Here is a 16,494-nt window from a genome sequence, read left to right as displayed (position 1 = left end):
CAGGTGCATTTAACTATGCACCTGGCTAGTTTTTAACAAGAAAGGAAATGAATAAATGAAAAATAAAATGTTACTTTCAAGTGTGGTTTTAGTCGTTATTATTGCATTGGGTGCATGTAGCTCGCAGACCTATCATAAAGCCCTAATGAAAGGTCAGATTGTAGATGTTGAAGATGGGAAGATAATGATGTGTATCGGTAGCCGAGAAGGCGCGAGTGAGGGGGATGAGTTTCGTGTTGTGCGTTCAACGTTTAGAAAAGATGTGGTTGAAGACGGAGAGTCGGATTACGAGCTAGTCGAAGTCGGGACCGTAAAAATATTAACTATCGTAAATGAACATTACGCTACAGCAAAAGTGCTGGATGGGGATGTGAAAATATACGATATCGCAGAAAAATAAGTAGTTTGTGGCTGCACTTAACCTTGTGACTTCGGGGTTAAGTGTCGTTTTGTCTTGGTTTTCGGGTAAGAATCGTAATTGTCCAGATTTGTTAGCAAGAAGAGAAAAGAAATCGATGCTGGATGAGTTTGGCAATAAATATCGCTCCGTGCGCCTGGTCTTACTCGCGTCGGGGAAGGCGTAAACGTATTTACAATGGGACAAACGTATGGCTAGTATAAACGACGTACCTGATCACGGCAGTGAGCCCGTGAGTGATAGCATTGCGGACCGATTAAATCGAAGTTGTTTTTGTAAAACATTGGACCGCACGCAGCTCCACACCTTTTTGCAGACCGATACTCTCAATCAAGATGTACTCGCCACCCATCCACAATTGTTCTCGAATACGAGCGTCTTTATTTCGCCACTTCATGCAGAGCAAATGCGTCACATTATTGGTGCGATTGCACAAGTTGTTAAACTTTCTGGATACGAGCGACAAGTATTAGAGCAGGCTCCTAACATAGGGACGAATGGTATGGAGACCGAAGGTGTATTTATGGGCTATGACTTTCACATGAGTGAACAAGGCCCAAAACTTATTGAAATTAATACCAATGCAGGTGGTGCATTACTAAATGCAGCGCTAGCGAATGCTCAAGTAAAATGTTGTCGTGTAGAAAATATACCTTTACCACTATTAAAAACAGACATTGAAGCAGAGTTCATGGCTATGTTTTTACACGAGTGGGCATTACAGCGCGAAGACAAGCCGCTTAAAGTCATCGCTATTATTGATGAAAATCCAAAGCAACAATTTTTATATCCTGAATTTGTAATGGCGCAACGTTTGTTCGAAAAAGCAGGATTAACCGCCGTTATTGCCGACCCTAGTGAGCTAGAACTTATTGATGGTAAACTTCAATGTCAAAATCAGATTATTGATTTAGTTTACAATCGGTTAACTGATTTCACCTTAGAACAGAAAGAAAATCTAGCACTGCGCCAAGCTTTTGAAACTAATGGAGTAGTTGTGACGCCAAATCCATATCATCACGCACTCTACGCAAATAAGCGTAATCTCATTCTATTAAGTGATGGGTATGCATTAGCTCATCTGGGAGCAAATGAAGGGGATATTGCTATTTTACAGGCAGGTATTCCAGCCACATATAGAGTTACGAATGAGAACGCTACGGAGCTATGGCAAGACCGAAAGCAACTCTTTTTCAAGCCTGCTGCGGGCTTTGGTAGTCGTGCGACTTATCGTGGCGACAAACTCACCAAGCGAGTATGGAATGAAATATTAAAAGGTGACTATGTCGCGCAAAAAATAGTGATGCCGAGTAAGCGAGGTATATTAGTCGATGGACAAGAAACGACTTTGAAGATGGATCTTCGCGCTTATGTTTATGCCGGCGAAATTCAATTATTGGCGGCCCGTCTTTATCAAGGGCAAACAACTAATTTTAGAACTGAGGGTGGTGGCTTCGCGCCAGTCTTTATTGCTGACCTAGCTCCTGACTGACGACTAAATCCAGGACCGACAATCTTTTGTTAAAAGTAGGGGAACAGTGACGCATCTCCCTGATCATTAGTACTGAAGGGCTAATAGATTAACCATAGTAAAGTCGACTGCAATAATGATCTATTGATTTCAATTTACTTTTAGTATTTAAAATCAAGAACTGGCCATCTACATATCCTCAAAGCGATTTGTCGATTGCACCATGCGCATCATTTCGTGCTCTTCTAACAATCGGAGTGACGTCAACATTTCCCGAGCAGAAGGTATATCCGCCCGCGAGGCGAGAAAACGATAAAGTTCAATTACCTGCTGGTGCTGATTGACAATTATCTCGATTATCTGCTCGGAATCAAGCTCGGAGAAAGGTGCATCGCAGTGTGCATGCTGAACGATAGGCCGTTTGTTGACATATTCGTAGCACCAAGTATTCAGTGCGTGTTCATTACCTGTGGTTTCAAAGCCATTGACAACCTTTGTCAGGCTTTCTTCGTGATCTGAGAGATAAGCTAGAATCATCCTAGCTCGTTCGTCGGTGTTCTTATCTGCACAGTGAGATAGGCACTGACTTAAGTGTTGGTGAAATTCCTTGGTCCAGATCAGTACATCTCTTAAGGTTTCAATTTGCATGATAATATCCTCTAACTATTTTTGTTTAGTTCCCGACTATTGATGTTAAATCGGCTGAGCGCACGCTGTACTCATACTCTTGTTAATGATGCGCATGCTCATTTTTATTGCTTTTTCCATACTTGAGAAAAGCCCATTCAGTGATCAAAATAGCCGTCATTGTTAGTATTGAAATGATGATAACGAAAGCATCAGAATTTATTTTTACCCAAACGAATCCACCCAAAACCACCAAATTTAAAAAAATAGAAATGCTGGGTATCACTGCATTTGCCTTTAAGTCTTCACGCAAGTGACGTAGAACACCCCATTGAATAGCGATATCCATAATCAAGTAAAAAACGATGCCTAAAGCAGCAATGCGCGTGAGGTCAAAGAATATTGTGAGAATTAAACCCAACACAACGGTGTAAACAAGCGTATGCTTTTGAATCCTACCTGACATGCCAAAATGGCTATGAGGTACAAGTTTCATTTCCGTTAGCATCGCGAGCATACGTGACACCGCAAAAATACTTGCAACGATGCCACCGGTTGTTGCCATGATCGCGATCGCAACGGTGAACCAAACGCCAATGTCGCCGAGTGCTGGCTTGGCTGCTGCGGCCAAAGAGTAGTTCTGGGTCTCGATGATTTCATCAAGTGATAGATTGCTGGAAACTGCGAACCCCACTAATAAGTAAATGACCACGCAAGCAGAAATGGAAATAATTATCGCCTTGCCGATATTTTTTTTGGGGTCTTTAACTTCCGATCCACTATTTGTAATAGTGGTAAACCCTTTAAATGCAAGGATGCCGAGTGCCGTAGCGCCAAGAAAATTGCCGATGCTACCTCCCGCTTCAGATTGACTGGCGAAGTCAACGTTAATTGAGTCTGCAACCCACACGCCGATCAAACCAAATATTATGATGCCAGAGATCTTGAGAACGCCAATAAACGAAGCAATACTCTGAATTAGTTGATTGCCTAACAGGTTGACAATAAAAGCAAAAATAATAAGACCTGCGCCAAGAAGTGAAACCATGTAACCGTCTTGATCTCCTCCGAACAATTGCATGCTATATGAACCGAATGTTCGTGCGAGAAAACTTTGAGCAATCACCATTGAAAAGTACATTAATAGTGCGTTGAAGGCCGTGGGCAAACTGTGACCATAAGCTTTATGAAGATACATGCCTATGCCTCCAGCGGAGGGGTAAGCAGACGATATCTTAATGTAGGAATAGGCGCTAAAAGACACAACAATTGCTGCAGCCAGAAAGGCCAACGGAAAAAGTGGGCCGGTCATCTCGGCGATCTGACCGGTAAGCGCAAAAATACCCGCGCCGATCATGACGCCTGTGCCTAGCATTACAGTGCCCCATAAAGACAAACTATTCGATTTATAATGACTTGATCGTTCAGTTTCTTGAGACATATTTTGTCCTTTCAATTTATTTTAATGAGAAGGGCCATCGACTGGAAGATGTATGGTGAATGTCGTGGAATGGCTATTGGATTGTGCGTGAATTACACCCTTGTGAGCTTCAACGATGGTTCTAACAATGGCGAGTCCTAACCCGGTACCGTCCCCGTGCCGTTGCCGAGAAGGGTCGACGCGATAAAATCGATCAAAAATACGCTCCAAATGTTCCGATAAAATTGTACTGCCTTCATTCGTGATAGAAATACCAACCATATCATTGGCAGTATCAACGAGAACTACCTTTATAGTTTTTCCTTCTGGTGTATGCCGAATGGCGTTCGATAGTAAGTTGGTCAATGCTCGTCGTATTAATTCACGGTCCCCAGATATATTGGAGGTGTTGCCAGAGATCGCCAAGGTGATGTGAGTATCTTCTGCGAGTGCTTCGAAAAAATCGAAAAGCGACTGAACTTCCTCCTGGATATTGATTGTCTCGAAGCTTGGGGTGATTAATCCGTTTTCACTTTTGGCAAGCCACAGCATATCGCTCGCCATTTTGCTCAGTCGCTCCATGTCTTCAAGATTTGAGTACAATAGTTCTTGGTAGTCTTCAGTTCTTCTTTCTTTACTTAATCCCACTTGTGTTTGCGTCACAATATTAGTCAGCGGCGTCCTTAACTCATGGGCTATATCAGCAGAGAAATGAGATAACCGAATAAACCCCTCTTCAATACGCGTTAACATATGGTTAAACGATTGAACTAGCGGTTTCAACTCTACAGGGACTGAGTGCATATCGAGCCGAGAATCTAATTTATCGGTCTGGATAAAATCCACTTGATCGCTTAGTCCTCGTAGAGGCTTCAGCCCTTGATGAACGCCCAGCCAAGCCGCGAATAATGTAAGAACACCGGCACCAAATAGAATCAACGCAACACTTTGCGTAAAGTTTTCGAGAAAGCCTTGGTGAAAATCTCTGTCGATCGCGCTTATAATACGATATTGATTTTTATCGATGGTTACCAAGGTTACGATGCCTCGATAGCCTCTATCTTTATTTCTCCATGTTTGCAGTGTGTTTGCCGTAATATTTTTTACCACAGGAAAGTCCGTGGTTGGCGGACGAAAATTTATATCTGATGAGCTGTAATGCAAGACGCCATTGCGTTCGACTTGATAATAAACGCCATGATGTCCAGATATCGCTTGAGAGAGTGCCTCTTGATTCTTGAGTATGTCAGTGGGCGATTGGTGAAGTGCTTTTTTAATCGAGTTAACCATCACATTAATTTCGTCCGCATCTTGTTCGATGAAATGATGTTCTATGGAAGAAAGCAATAATTGGCTGATCACTACCAGGCTTACACCAAATGCGGTAGCAACAAAAAAAAGCACACGCAGCGTCAAAGAGAGCGGTCGTCGTGTATGGCTAATCATCATTGCGTTCCAAGTCTAGGGTGTAGCCCATTCCTCTTATGGTATGGATGAGCTTAACGTCAAAACCTTCGTCCACTTTCTTGCGTAAGCGGCGAATGGCGACATCAATGACGTTAGTGTCACTATCAAAGTTCATATCCCACACTTGGGAAGCGATGAGTGAGCGGGTGAGTACTTCACCTTGTCGGCGAACCAATAATTCCAGCAAGCAAAACTCTTTGTGGCTTAGGTTAACTTTCTTTCCTTGTCGTGTGACGCGTCGTCGAGGAATATCCAGTATTAAATCGCCAATTTGAAGCTGATCCACTATTGCAGGAGCTTGACCTCGACGCAACAGTGTACGAACTCTCGCTAATACTTCTGCAAACGCAAAGGGTTTAACCAAATAGTCATCTGCGCCAAGCTCTAATCCTTTAACTCGGTCGTCGACATTGTCTCGGGCTGACAGAAAAAGCACGGGTGTCTTTTGCCCCGATTCGCGTATTGACTGAAGAATACGCCAACCATCCACGTCGGGAAGCATGACATCAAGAATCAAAAGGTCGAATTCTTCTGTCATGGCTAAATGGTGTCCATCGAGTCCAGTTCTCGCAAGCGACACGAGGAACCCAGCTTCACTCAATCCTTGTTTCAGATAATCGCCGGTCTTTTGTTCATCTTCTACTATTAAAAGTCGCATGCCGCTCCTCGATATCCTAAGCGTATAGTATGTCAAATCTAACCAACAACAAGGTGACGGTAAGATTACAGAATTGTCATCTTTGGGTCATGTGTGTGAAAGCCTTGGGCAGTATGGTGTATAGCATTGTTTAGTTCGAGAGTGATGTATGAGTGATTCCGATATGACCAATCTTATGTTGCCACGCCGACGCTTTGTTAAGGGGCTAGCGCTTGGTGGCGTTCTGGCGACAATGCCAAGTGTTTTGAGGGCTGGGCAGTTGTCTCCCCATACTCGCTTAGGCTCCGCACCTGTATTGCAAGGTTCAGAGATAAATTTAGTGGTTGGGCAGTCGCCGGTGAATTTCACGGGTGTGACTCGTCTAGCCACTACAATTAATGGGTCAATTCCTGCGCCAACGATCCGTCTGCGTGAAGGGGATGACGTCACGATTCGCGTAACAAACCGACTATCAGTGCCTACATCGATTCACTGGCATGGGATTATTCTTCCGTTTCAGATGGATGGCGTTCCGGGCATCAGTTTTAGAGGTATTGCGCCGGGTGAAACGTTTGTCTATCGGTTCACGCTCCAGCAAAGTGGTACATATTGGTATCACTCTCATAGTGGGTTCCAGGAGATGACAGGGATGTATGGTGCCCTGATTATTGAGCCCCGTGAAAAAGAAGTCATTCAATCAGACCAGGATTATGTGGTGCAGCTATCCGACTGGACTGATGAGGACCCGATGCGTGTCTTCAGTAAATTGAAAATCCAGGGTGACGTTTATAATTTCAACCAGCCAACGGTTATAGATTTTCTACGTGACGCTTCAAATGGCGGCATAAAAGACGCCATGCAAAAGCGACGGATGTGGAACCAAATGCGTATGAATCCTACGGATTTGGCCGACCTATCCGCATCAACACTGACGTATCTGATGAATGGCACCACACCTGCCGGAAATTGGACCGGTCTGTTCAAGAAGGGCGAGCGAATTCGGCTGCGGTTTATTAACGCCGCGAGCAACAGCTTTTACGATGTCCGTATTCCAGGGTTGGCAATGACGGTTGTGCAAGCAGATGGGCAAAATGTCGAACCTGTCAGCGTTGACGAATTTCGTTTTGGTCCCGGTGAAACTTACGATGTTTTGGTGGAGCCTAAAGACGATGCGTATACGGTTTTTGCACAGAGCATGGATAGAACAGGGTATGCGCGTGGAACATTAGCGACCGAGCGAGGCCTTAGCGCAGAAATTCCAGACCTCGACCCCGTTGAGTGGCTTGAGATGAAGGATATGATGGGTTCGATGTCTCACGGTGATGACGGCGCTGCGATGGATCACGCGGCGATGGGTCATTCCATGCCGGGTATGAATCACGGTGGCATGGCGATGGACCACAGCGTTCATTCCACACATCAAAACCCTTTAGCAATGCCCTCACAAACCGTGCGTCATGCCAGCACGGAATTTGGTCCTTCTGTCGATATGCGTGTGGATATGCCTCGCACCAGCCTCGACGATCCGGGCGTTGGTTTACGTAATAATGGTCGGCGAGTGCTGACGCTATCCGACCTGAGATCGCGAGATGGCATTCTTGATAGTGGCATACCCGAGCGTGAAATCGAACTGCATCTCACCGGTAATATGGAGCGCTATAGCTGGTCCTTTGACGGCTTAGAGTTCGGCAAAAGCACGCCGGTGCATCTGAAGCACCGTCAACGCGTGCGCGTCATTTTGCAAAACGACACCATGATGACCCACCCAATGCATTTGCACGGAATGTGGAGTGATCTGGAAAACGATAAAGGTGAGCCGCTGGTTCGCAGACACACGATTCCTGTTCAGCCAGCTCAGAGGATAGGCTTCGTAACGACACCGCACGATCTCGGGCGTTGGGCATGGCACTGTCACCTACTTTTTCATATGGATGCAGGCATGTTCCGCGAAGTGGTGGTGTCATGAGAATTATGAAAATTGAACAAATTATTAAAACAGCTTTTGCAGTTGGTGCGTTAACGCTTATAAGTCCGTTACTTCAGGCTCAAGAACATTCTGGTCATGGAACGATGAACCAGGAAAAAGTGACCGAAGAAAAAATGGACCACAAAAAAATGGGCCATGAAAGCGAGCTTGAGACTGAAATGCTAGAGACGTCCAAACCTCATTTAAGTGGAAATTCCGGATCAATGGATAACGACACAAATATGGGAGCAAATGTATCTGATCTTCGTGATCCGCATGCCTACTCTGGCGGATATACCCTTACCGAAGGGCCATATGTGCAAAGCGGGCCGCGACAATTAAAACTTGCTGATGAGCATGTCTTTAAATCGTTTCTCGCCAATCGCTTTGAATACGATAGTGACAGTGAAATAAGTCTTTATGATGTGCAAGCTTGGGTTGGCACGACTTACGATCGATTGGTTGTTAAGGCTGAAGGCGATATTAACAAGGGCACGCTCAAAGAAAGTCAAACCGATATTCTTTGGAGTCATGCTATATCCACTTTTTGGGACACCCAAATAGGCGTTCGAGTTGACAGTGCTGAAGAGGGCGAGTCCAGACAATGGCTGGCCGTGGGAGTACAAGGTTTAGCGCCTTATTGGTTTGAGTTGGATGTGGCGGGCTACGTTGATGTTGATGGTAGAACCGCGCTCGCTGTAGAGGTCGAATACGAGTTGATGCTTACACAGCGACTGATACTGCAGCCTCGCGCTGAAATAACCGGCTACGGTAAAGACGATGAATTCAACGGTGTTGGACAAGGCCTTTCTTCATCAGCATTCGGTGTGCGGTTGCGTTATGAATTTTCTCGACAGTTTGCACCGTATGTCGGCGTTGAACGAACAAAAATGTTTGGCAACACAGCCGACTTTGCGCGTTCTGCTGGTGAGACAAGCTCTGAAACACGTTATGTCGCGGGCTTGCGTTTTTGGTTTTAATTGTAAAAAAGTAAGTAATATTTTTAATTAGAGGATTTAAAAAATGAAAAAGAACATCGTCATATTATGTCTAGCATTTTCAAGTGCGTTGTACACAGTGTCCACGTTAGCGCATGATCCGAAAGAGCATATGGAACAAGCTGCAAAACCAGATTGTGCACCAATGGAAAAAATGGACCACAGCAAAATGGATATGAATGATCCTGTTATGCAAGCGATGATGAAAAAGTGTATGGGTAAGATGAAACATGATGAATCTAACAGTATAAAAGAGGTTGGCGAAGCCAGCGAAAACCATGGTCATGATCATCAAGAGGATTCATCCACAAAAAATGATAAATCGTCATCCCATGATCATGGATCCCACTGATTTGTTTGAATATATTTCTAGGACGTTTATATTTTTCGTATAATTGAATCGCATGGCTGTATCATTTTTATAAAAAGAGATCTCTATGAAAATCATTAAATACACTGCAATAATTTCCTTTGCTATTTTTATTGGCGGTGTTGGATTTATATATTCGGGAATTTATCCAATGGGGGCAGATGTTCCGCACAATAAATTAACCTATTGGGTGCTGGAAACTTTACGAGAGCAGTCTATAGCTAGAGCGGCAAAAAATGTAGTTGTGCCAGCCAATTTGGATGATCCAGATCGTTTACTGGCTGGTGGTGCTGACTATAATGATATGTGTTCGAGCTGCCATTTGAAGCCAGGGAAAATGCGATCTGATTTCAGTGAGGGCTTGTATCCAATGCCGCCAAATTTAAGCATGCAAAATGACGAACATGGTCATGCGCATGAACTGAGTGACGAAAAAGCAGCGGCGCGTCAATTTTGGATAATTAAGCATGGTATCAAGGCGTCAGGAATGCCTGCTTGGGGGCTAGGCCATGATGATAATCGGATTTGGTCAATGGTGGCATTTCTTCAGCGCTTACCTGATCTAAGTACAGAGCAATACCAAATAATTACCGCACGAGAACAAAGTGAAAAATGATGGGCGTCATTAAAGAAGGCTCCATCGCCTGATATTAGCTATCCGCTTAGTTGCTGGTTTGGGTAGCCATTTTTTAAGGACAATGAGCATTATCATGAATGAGAGATTAAAATTAATACCAATAGCCCTATTTTTAATAGTTTCTGCTGGAAAAGCTTATGCACACAATGGTGAGGATCCAAACAGGGAGTTGAGGAAGAGTACGGAGTACATTACTACGTATCAATCGGAATTTGAGTCCGAGAGTGATTTAAAGGGGATGAGAAAAAGTTTGGATGCTCAGCTAAATTCACTTCGATCGAGATTGCTCTTGTTGCGCAACGAGCTTGCGTCGGACTCCTCCGTACGCCGGTGCATAAATAAAGATTCGGAAATAGATTATTTTAAGGAGCTGGATCGTACATTAAAATCAAGCGATCGTTTTCTTAAGCAAGTAAACAAACTGTTGGATAGCGTAAAATAGCGTGACGGTGCAATGTCGCGATCACATTATTAATCAATTGAGAATATACGATGAAAAAACATCTTTTATTCGGGCTTATGGTTTTAGGGGTTATAGGTACATTGAGCGCTTGTGAAACGACAGGTTATACGCCAAGAGATAGTGGCGGTCATGGCGGTCATGGCGGTCATGGCGGTCATGGCGGTCATTCGCACTGATAATTATACTGGGGAGAATATCGTTGCTTTCCTATACGGAGAAACTATTCGCGTATAGAGTAATACATCTTCAATGTTCATTCGCTTAGGTTTATTGGTGTGCCAAAAAGGTTTGAGATATTTTGTGGGTTCCGTTTCTGCCGAGTTGAATGACGGTTGATTTTAAAACACATGTTTTCGTTGGCTCTATGCAAGACAAAAAATAACTCCTAGGTCTAATCTGATTGACTTAAATCAATATAATGAAAGCTCAAAACTGAGATAATACCCTTTACAATAGCGAAAGCTAATATTCTAGGTGAGACTATGACAAGCAAGCGATTTAAAGCGATAGTGTTAGTCTGGGTGCTGCTCAGCCAGCCCCTACTATCGCTTGCGTTTGCTTGTTCACCTGCAAGCGATTCACATGATCATAGTTCTCATGATCATGCTTCCATTGAGAACAACCTAGGCCAAATGGTGCAAGAAAAGCATCATAGTATTGACACTCACGAAACGTCAGCGCATGACCATCATGCTGCTACAAAAGTGATGTCCACGCATGACTGCGGCCCCTGTTTAAATGGAGATATGAGCCATTGTCAGTGCCATGCCGTAACGCACATGGGGCTCGGGGTAATGCTTAAAAGCTTTTCTGACTTTGAACCTACAGTTCATTACACTTATGTATTGGCTGCACACGATCAGTCTCTTATTCGTCCTCCCATTTTTGCCTAACCTAGGGCAAATCCGTCTGTCGTTTCCAAATTTGTTATCTGGAAAATAAATCCTCTTCCCGTGCATGTGTCTACCGCGGCATGTGAAGCTGAAGCGACAACATTTTTACCCTCCCTCTTTATACCAATATTATTTTTTTCATTTTTTTCATTTTTTTCATTTTTTTGTGCATGTGCAATATTGCGCCGGCATGTAAGGGGAGATATTCAATGCCTGTTAAATATTTGGCGGCGATAACCGTCGCTGCGTCTTCGTTATCAGCTGCAAATGCTAGTGAAATTGATAGCGCGCGATTCGTACTTAGCGGTTACGGTGACGTGAAATACGCGAAACCAGCGAGCTTCAGGACAGTAGTGCTTATAGCGCACGTTTCGTGCCGATATTTTTATTTAGTCTAAGTGACAAGATTCATGTCGAAGCTGAAACGGAGATCAGTCTAAATGCAGAAGGCGAAACCGAAGTTGAACTGGAATACGCCGATTTGCATTATTTTCTTACTGATACCACCACGCTTACGGCCGGTAAGTTTTTGGTTCCTTTTGGTCAATTCGGGCCAAACATTCACCCCAGTTGGATCAATCGTTCCCCTTGGACGCCAGGAATTTATGGCTCTCACGGTAGTAGCCAGGCAATGGAAGCATTGCTGCCCATTTTGAGTGATGTTGGGGTTGCCATTCAGCAAACCTTTGTTATAGGTAATCATCAAAAAATCTTTGTCGATTTATACAGCACCAATGGTCCAGGAATAGAAGCGGATGAGCATGAGGAAGATCTCGCAGAAGAAGCTACGGAAGAAGATGGACATGCAGAGCTTCCAGAGCTTGCGTTCGAAGCTGGTAGTGGTGACAACAATAAAAATAAGGCGTTTGGTGGACGCGTGGCTTATGCCATGTTGCCGGGTATTGAGGTCGGCACTTCCTATTACAGCGCCACGTATGATGACGATGAAATCTTAGATTTTACGGCCCAAGGATTTGATGTAAATCTGATTGGATCACATTATTTGGTGCGTGGTGAGTATATCGAAACTCAAACGGATGGTCTTGAGGAAGAGGAAGGCGAGACTGAGATCCACACCTTTAAACGAGATGGTTGGTATCTACAAAGTACTCTGCAAACAGGAAAGATTTGGTCATCGTTAGCGGGAACTGAATTGGTTCTCGAATACGCAGAAACCAATAAATTGGCAGAAGCCAGCCGATGGATGGTGGGCGTTAATTATTGGTTAGATGCCCGCGCGGTTATCAAGATCGCTTATGACGACACCGATGTGGAAGAGGGTGAAGATGATCAGCGCCTTGCCATTCAATTAAGTTACGGCTTCTAGGAGAATTTAACCATGAAATCATTTTCAAAAATATTACAAAAATCACCACTATACATTTCTGGATTCGTGTGGCTGGCGTTTAACGTAGCGTGGGCGAACGCAGAATCACAGCCCATAAACGGTGCGGAGGTGTTCAACAACAACTGCACGCGTTGCCACAATGCGCGTTCACTGGATGAGTTTTCTCTCGAAGAGTGGGCCGTGATCATGCCGCACATGCGTGAAAAGGCACATTTAACGGGTAAAGAAACGGATGCCGTGATGCAGTTTGTTGCATTGGTTAAAAATGATATTGGCGAAAGTAATACCTTTCAAAACAACCAACCAACCTTAAGCGGGAAAGCATTATTTACAAAATACAGTTGTCAGGGTTGTCACAGTATAAAAGGTAAAGGCGGTAGCGTTGGTCCAGCTTTAGATTCAATTGTTGGCAGCAAGAGTGAGGAATTTTTTATCCAAAAACTCAAAAACCCCCAATTCAATAATCCTTCGTCGCCCATGCCAAAAATGCCGTTGAATGGCGCAGAAATCGATGCGTTGTTGGATTATCTAAAAAACCTATAACTTAACTAAATACTAAAGGTACTAAACAATGAAAACTCAATTTGCAAGAATTACTACAGCTTCAATTATTTCAGTGGTGTTTGGTTTTTCTGTCGTCGTTTTGGCGGACGAAAATGAGCAACATAAACATTACAAGGCAACCATGCCAGAAAAATCGCATCAGGAATATGTGGATAAAAACGCAGAGCAAAGTAAGCAAGATGTTTCGACTGAGGAGTCGAAAAAGACACACCATAAGCATTACAAGGCCACCATGCCAGGTGAGTCTCATCAAGCCCATACCGACCAATCGAAAGATAAAAAGGAGGAAGAAAAGACTAAAGATGATTTAGAGCAGGCTAAAACACATAAGCATTATAAAGCCACGATGAAAGGAGAAAAACATAACCCATAAACTACTTGACCTGTGTCTTGCACGCAGGTTTAGAGTGCAAAAAAAGATTAAACATAGGATTAAAACCTAGGAATTTCTTTTTACTGTGATTGAGAGAGCCACATTATGCGAGTCAAAGAGTTAGCCAAAGAGCTTTGCGTCAGTGCAGAAACCGTTAGGTTTTATACCCGTAAAGGCTACTTGTCACCCACTAAGAGTCCCGGTAATGGCTATAAGGAATATGGTGCGAGAGACCAGGCTCGCATGCGTTTTATTCTCAGTGCGAGGGCACTTGGGTTTACGGTGGCAGATATTGGTGAAATTTTAGCGGTGGCGGACAAAAAGAGCACGCCGTGTCCTGTTGTGAGGTTGTTGATCGAGCAGCGTTTATTGGAAACTGAGGCACAATTTTCGGAAACCAAGAAATTGCGGGATCGAATGCGCCACGCGGTGCGTGAATGGAACGGACTACCTGATGCCGAACCCACGGGGCATATGATTTGCCACTTAATCGAAATTTTTTCACCTAATAACACGCGAGGATTAAACGATGAGTGAAACCAAAGGCCATTGCCATTCTGAGCAAGCCGAATCTTCCGCAGTGACATCAACGTCGTCGCTGATGACTGAATTAATTATTGAAGGAGCGGGTTGCGCCAGTTGCGTAGGTAAAATTGAAGGTGCACTGAAAGCGGTATCGGGTGTTGAGCACGCGGAAATGAATTTTGCGCAGCGTACCGTAAGTGTCTCAGGGACGGCAGATCCAGAAGCGTTAATTCACGCCGTGGAAAGTGTAGGGTACAACGCTAAAGTCGGTTCATCCGGCTCGGATCCAGACGCATTGGATGAAAAAGAACAAGCAGATCTGGCGTACTACAAAAAATTAATGCGTGAGACGTGGATAGCGTTAGCCTTGGGCGCACCACTAATGGCTTATGCGCTAATTACTGGTGAGATGAGCGTTAATACGACAACGGAACGAATTGTATGGTTGATTATTGGGATCCTCACCCTCGGGGTACTGCTTGCGTCTGGACGTCATTTTTATGTGGGTGCCTGGAAATCTTTCCTCAATCACTCTGCCAATATGGACACGCTAATAGCGCTAGGAACCGGTACTGCCTGGCTGTATTCCATGGTAGTGGTGTTTTTCCCAGAGGCTGTACCAGCCCAAGCGCGACACGTCTATTTTGAGGCGACGGCGATCATTATTGGCCTCATTGACTTGGGCTTGGCGCTTGAAATCAAGGCACGAGGTCGTACCAGTGAAGCCATAAAACGTTTAATTGGATTACAAGCTAAAACTGCACGCGTGATTCGAGACGACAAAGAGATCGATCTACCCATTGAACAGGTTTTATTGGGTGATTTGGTACGAGCCCGTCCCGGTGAAAAAGTTCCGGTGGACGGTACGGTAACGGACGGACACACGGCGATCGATGAATCCATGCTAACCGGTGAACCCATGCCAGTCGAAAAAGCGGAAGGTGACAAGGTGGCCGCAGGTACGCTAAACAAGACCGGTAGCATCGTTTTTAGGGCAACCCGTGTTGGCAAGGACACGGCGCTGGCGCAAATTATCAATATGGTGAAACGCGCGCAAAATTCGAAACCGCCAATAGGACGCTTGGCAGACCTTATCTCTGCGTATTTTGTCCCTGTTGTCATGATTGTCTCTGTCATAAGCGCTTTAGCATGGCTCAATTTTGGGCCGGCACCCGCGATAGCATTTGCCATTGTATCCGCCACGACGGTTCTGATTATTGCCTGTCCTTGTGCTTTGGGCCTCGCTACACCGATGTCGGTGATGGTTGGGGTAGGTAAGGCTGCTGAAGCTGGTGTGCTTATCCGCAATGGCGAAGCGCTGCAAACGGCTTCCAAAATTACCGCAATGATCCTCGATAAAACCGGCACGATAACTCTGGGATCACCCAAAGTTACCGATATTGTTGTAGCCCCTGGCCGCACCGAAGAGGAGGTGTTGCAGTTGGCGGCAAGTGTTGAAGCAGGTTCCGAGCACCCCTTAGCGATCGCCATTATCGAAACAGCGCAAGAAAAGTCTATCGAATTAAGTAAAGCCTCTTCCTTCAACGCCATTACCGCTAGGGGAGTCGAAGCAAACGTTGACGGGCATGAGGTGCTGTTTGGCAATGAAAAGCTCATGCATGAACGTAATATTTCGTTGGTCATAGAGGGAGTTAATTTTGTCGAAAAAGCCCAATTGCTAGCGGCCGAAGCAAAGACACCCATGTACTTTGCCATTGATGGTCAGTTCGCCGGCATTATTGCAGTCGCGGACCCCATTAAAGAAGACTCCATTTCAGCGATACAACGTCTGCAAAAAAATGGGATTCGCGTCGTCATGCTCACCGGCGACAACCGAGATACCGCCAAAGCGGTGGCAGAAAAAGTCGGAATTTCGGAATTTATAGCCGAAGTTCTCCCAGAGGATAAAGCAAAAAAAGTACAAGAATTGCAAATGGCCGGTGAAATTGTCGGGATGACAGGCGACGGTATCAACGACGCGCCTGCGTTGGCATTGGCTAATGTCGGGTTTGCGATCGGTACCGGAACAGACGTAGCCATTGAAAGTGCGGACATCACACTTATGCGCGGTTCGCTGCACGGCCTAGCCGATGCCATTGCCGTAAGTAAAGCCACATTGCGCAATATTAAACAAAATCTATTCGGAGCCTTTGTTTACAACATGGCGGGTGTTCCTGTGGCTGCCGGTATTCTTTATCCCGTGCTAGGGATATTGATGAACCCTGTCATCGCTGGTGCCGCGATGGCTTTCTCATCATTGACGGTCGTGACTAACGCAAATCGTCTACGTCTATTTAAAGCTAAAGAACACTGAGGG

At 44.8% G+C, this 16,494-nt stretch carries 16 protein-coding genes; 12 read left to right on the top strand and 4 right to left on the bottom strand.

Going from position 1 to position 16,494, the window contains the following annotated elements:
• The first annotated feature begins 55 nt into the window (after positions 1–55).
• Together SOJ49_RS10015 and SOJ49_RS10010 are read left to right on the top strand one after the other, a co-directional pair.
• Positions 56–400: a hypothetical protein gene (locus tag SOJ49_RS10015; RefSeq protein ID WP_025265547.1), complete on the top strand. Its 345-nt coding sequence runs from the start codon at positions 56–58 to the stop codon at positions 398–400.
• A 208-nt stretch (positions 401–608) separates the two neighbouring features.
• A complete protein-coding gene (locus SOJ49_RS10010; RefSeq protein WP_025265546.1) occupies positions 609–1,910 on the top strand; it encodes a hypothetical protein in 1,302 nt (433 codons plus the stop codon).
• Between the two features lie 168 nt (positions 1,911–2,078).
• Here the strand turns inward: SOJ49_RS10010 and SOJ49_RS10005 are convergent, their stop codons facing one another.
• The 4 genes from SOJ49_RS10005 to SOJ49_RS09990 all read right to left on the bottom strand — a co-directional run bounded on the left by SOJ49_RS10005 (position 2,079) and on the right by SOJ49_RS09990 (position 6,061).
• Positions 2,079–2,537 (bottom strand): hypothetical protein, encoded by a 459-nt coding sequence (locus SOJ49_RS10005; RefSeq protein ID WP_025265545.1) that lies wholly within the window; start codon positions 2,535–2,537, stop codon positions 2,079–2,081.
• 82 nt (positions 2,538–2,619) lie between these two features.
• Complete coding sequence (locus SOJ49_RS10000; protein ID WP_025265544.1) at positions 2,620–3,957, bottom strand: APC family permease; 1,338 nt, start codon at positions 3,955–3,957, stop codon at positions 2,620–2,622.
• Positions 3,958–3,978: 21 nt separating this feature from the next.
• Entirely contained in the window at positions 3,979–5,382 is a 1,404-nt protein-coding gene (locus SOJ49_RS09995) for a heavy metal sensor histidine kinase (RefSeq protein ID WP_369854372.1), read from the bottom strand.
• The gene (locus SOJ49_RS09990) at positions 5,375–6,061 is read right to left on the bottom strand and encodes a heavy metal response regulator transcription factor (RefSeq protein ID WP_276783128.1); all 687 of its coding nucleotides are present in this window, start codon (positions 6,059–6,061) and stop codon (positions 5,375–5,377) included. The genes SOJ49_RS09995 and SOJ49_RS09990 overlap by 8 nt, the downstream gene beginning before the upstream one ends.
• Positions 6,062–6,209: 148 nt before the next feature.
• Here SOJ49_RS09990 and SOJ49_RS09985 point away from each other — a divergent pair, with 148 nt between their 5' ends.
• The 10 genes from SOJ49_RS09985 (at position 6,210) to SOJ49_RS09940 (ending at position 16,491) form a co-directional block, all read left to right on the top strand.
• Positions 6,210–8,006 carry a copper resistance system multicopper oxidase gene (locus SOJ49_RS09985; RefSeq protein ID WP_369854371.1) on the top strand — a complete coding sequence of 599 codons (1,797 nt, stop codon included), beginning with the start codon at positions 6,210–6,212 and terminating at the stop codon, positions 8,004–8,006.
• A 5-nt stretch (positions 8,007–8,011) separates the two neighbouring features.
• A complete protein-coding gene (locus tag SOJ49_RS09980) occupies positions 8,012–8,986 on the top strand; it encodes a copper resistance protein B (protein ID WP_075274559.1) in 975 nt (324 codons plus the stop codon).
• A gap of 43 nt (positions 8,987–9,029) precedes the next feature.
• The gene (locus tag SOJ49_RS09975) at positions 9,030–9,356 is read left to right on the top strand and encodes a hypothetical protein (protein ID WP_075273559.1); all 327 of its coding nucleotides are present in this window, start codon (positions 9,030–9,032) and stop codon (positions 9,354–9,356) included.
• An 85-nt stretch (positions 9,357–9,441) separates the two neighbouring features.
• Positions 9,442–9,990: a cytochrome c gene (locus SOJ49_RS09970; protein ID WP_025265539.1), complete on the top strand. Its 549-nt coding sequence runs from the start codon at positions 9,442–9,444 to the stop codon at positions 9,988–9,990.
• Between the two features lie 966 nt (positions 9,991–10,956).
• Positions 10,957–11,367 carry a hypothetical protein gene (locus SOJ49_RS09965; RefSeq protein WP_025265538.1) on the top strand — a complete coding sequence of 137 codons (411 nt, stop codon included), beginning with the start codon at positions 10,957–10,959 and terminating at the stop codon, positions 11,365–11,367.
• A gap of 373 nt (positions 11,368–11,740) precedes the next feature.
• On the top strand, positions 11,741–12,694 hold the full coding sequence (locus tag SOJ49_RS09960) for a porin (RefSeq protein WP_197019447.1): 954 nt from the start codon (positions 11,741–11,743) through the stop codon (positions 12,692–12,694).
• A gap of 12 nt (positions 12,695–12,706) precedes the next feature.
• Complete coding sequence (locus SOJ49_RS09955; RefSeq protein WP_369854370.1) at positions 12,707–13,258, top strand: cytochrome c; 552 nt, start codon at positions 12,707–12,709, stop codon at positions 13,256–13,258.
• A 28-nt stretch (positions 13,259–13,286) separates the two neighbouring features.
• On the top strand, positions 13,287–13,652 hold the full coding sequence (locus SOJ49_RS09950; protein WP_015486870.1) for a hypothetical protein: 366 nt from the start codon (positions 13,287–13,289) through the stop codon (positions 13,650–13,652).
• A 105-nt stretch (positions 13,653–13,757) separates the two neighbouring features.
• Positions 13,758–14,189 (top strand): MerR family DNA-binding protein, encoded by a 432-nt coding sequence (locus tag SOJ49_RS09945; RefSeq protein ID WP_015486871.1) that lies wholly within the window; start codon positions 13,758–13,760, stop codon positions 14,187–14,189.
• Complete coding sequence (locus SOJ49_RS09940) at positions 14,182–16,491, top strand: heavy metal translocating P-type ATPase (protein WP_015486872.1); 2,310 nt, start codon at positions 14,182–14,184, stop codon at positions 16,489–16,491. The genes SOJ49_RS09945 and SOJ49_RS09940 overlap by 8 nt, the downstream gene beginning before the upstream one ends.
• The last annotated feature ends 3 nt before the right edge of the window (positions 16,492–16,494 follow it).

The sequence above is a fragment of the Candidatus Thalassolituus haligoni genome (assembly GCF_041222825.1).
Lineage (GTDB): Bacteria > Pseudomonadota > Gammaproteobacteria > Pseudomonadales > Oceanobacteraceae > Oceanobacter > Oceanobacter antarcticus.
This window is presented reverse-complemented; position numbering and strand designations above follow the sequence as displayed.

What these genes read in the sequence shown, in the direction of transcription:
- SOJ49_RS09965 (WP_025265538.1), top strand. Translation starts at nt 10,957, where the DNA reads ATGACAAGCAAGCGATTTAAAGCGATAGTGTTAGTCTGGGTGCTGCTC.
- SOJ49_RS09945 (WP_015486871.1), top strand. Translation starts at nt 13,758, where the DNA reads ATGCGAGTCAAAGAGTTAGCCAAAGAGCTTTGCGTCAGTGCAGAAACC.
- SOJ49_RS10005 (WP_025265545.1), bottom strand. Translation starts at nt 2,537, where the DNA reads ATGCAAATTGAAACCTTAAGAGATGTACTGATCTGGACCAAGGAATTT.
- SOJ49_RS09950 (WP_015486870.1), top strand. Translation starts at nt 13,287, where the DNA reads ATGAAAACTCAATTTGCAAGAATTACTACAGCTTCAATTATTTCAGTG.
- SOJ49_RS09970 (WP_025265539.1), top strand. Translation starts at nt 9,442, where the DNA reads ATGAAAATCATTAAATACACTGCAATAATTTCCTTTGCTATTTTTATT.
- SOJ49_RS09990 (WP_276783128.1), bottom strand. Translation starts at nt 6,061, where the DNA reads ATGCGACTTTTAATAGTAGAAGATGAACAAAAGACCGGCGATTATCTG.
- SOJ49_RS09985 (WP_369854371.1), top strand. Translation starts at nt 6,210, where the DNA reads ATGAGTGATTCCGATATGACCAATCTTATGTTGCCACGCCGACGCTTT.
- SOJ49_RS09995 (WP_369854372.1), bottom strand. Translation starts at nt 5,382, where the DNA reads ATGATTAGCCATACACGACGACCGCTCTCTTTGACGCTGCGTGTGCTT.
- SOJ49_RS09940 (WP_015486872.1), top strand. Translation starts at nt 14,182, where the DNA reads ATGAGTGAAACCAAAGGCCATTGCCATTCTGAGCAAGCCGAATCTTCC.
- SOJ49_RS10000 (WP_025265544.1), bottom strand. Translation starts at nt 3,957, where the DNA reads ATGTCTCAAGAAACTGAACGATCAAGTCATTATAAATCGAATAGTTTG.
- SOJ49_RS10010 (WP_025265546.1), top strand. Translation starts at nt 609, where the DNA reads ATGGCTAGTATAAACGACGTACCTGATCACGGCAGTGAGCCCGTGAGT.
- SOJ49_RS09975 (WP_075273559.1), top strand. Translation starts at nt 9,030, where the DNA reads ATGAAAAAGAACATCGTCATATTATGTCTAGCATTTTCAAGTGCGTTG.
- SOJ49_RS09955 (WP_369854370.1), top strand. Translation starts at nt 12,707, where the DNA reads ATGAAATCATTTTCAAAAATATTACAAAAATCACCACTATACATTTCT.
- SOJ49_RS09980 (WP_075274559.1), top strand. Translation starts at nt 8,012, where the DNA reads ATGAAAATTGAACAAATTATTAAAACAGCTTTTGCAGTTGGTGCGTTA.
- SOJ49_RS10015 (WP_025265547.1), top strand. Translation starts at nt 56, where the DNA reads ATGAAAAATAAAATGTTACTTTCAAGTGTGGTTTTAGTCGTTATTATT.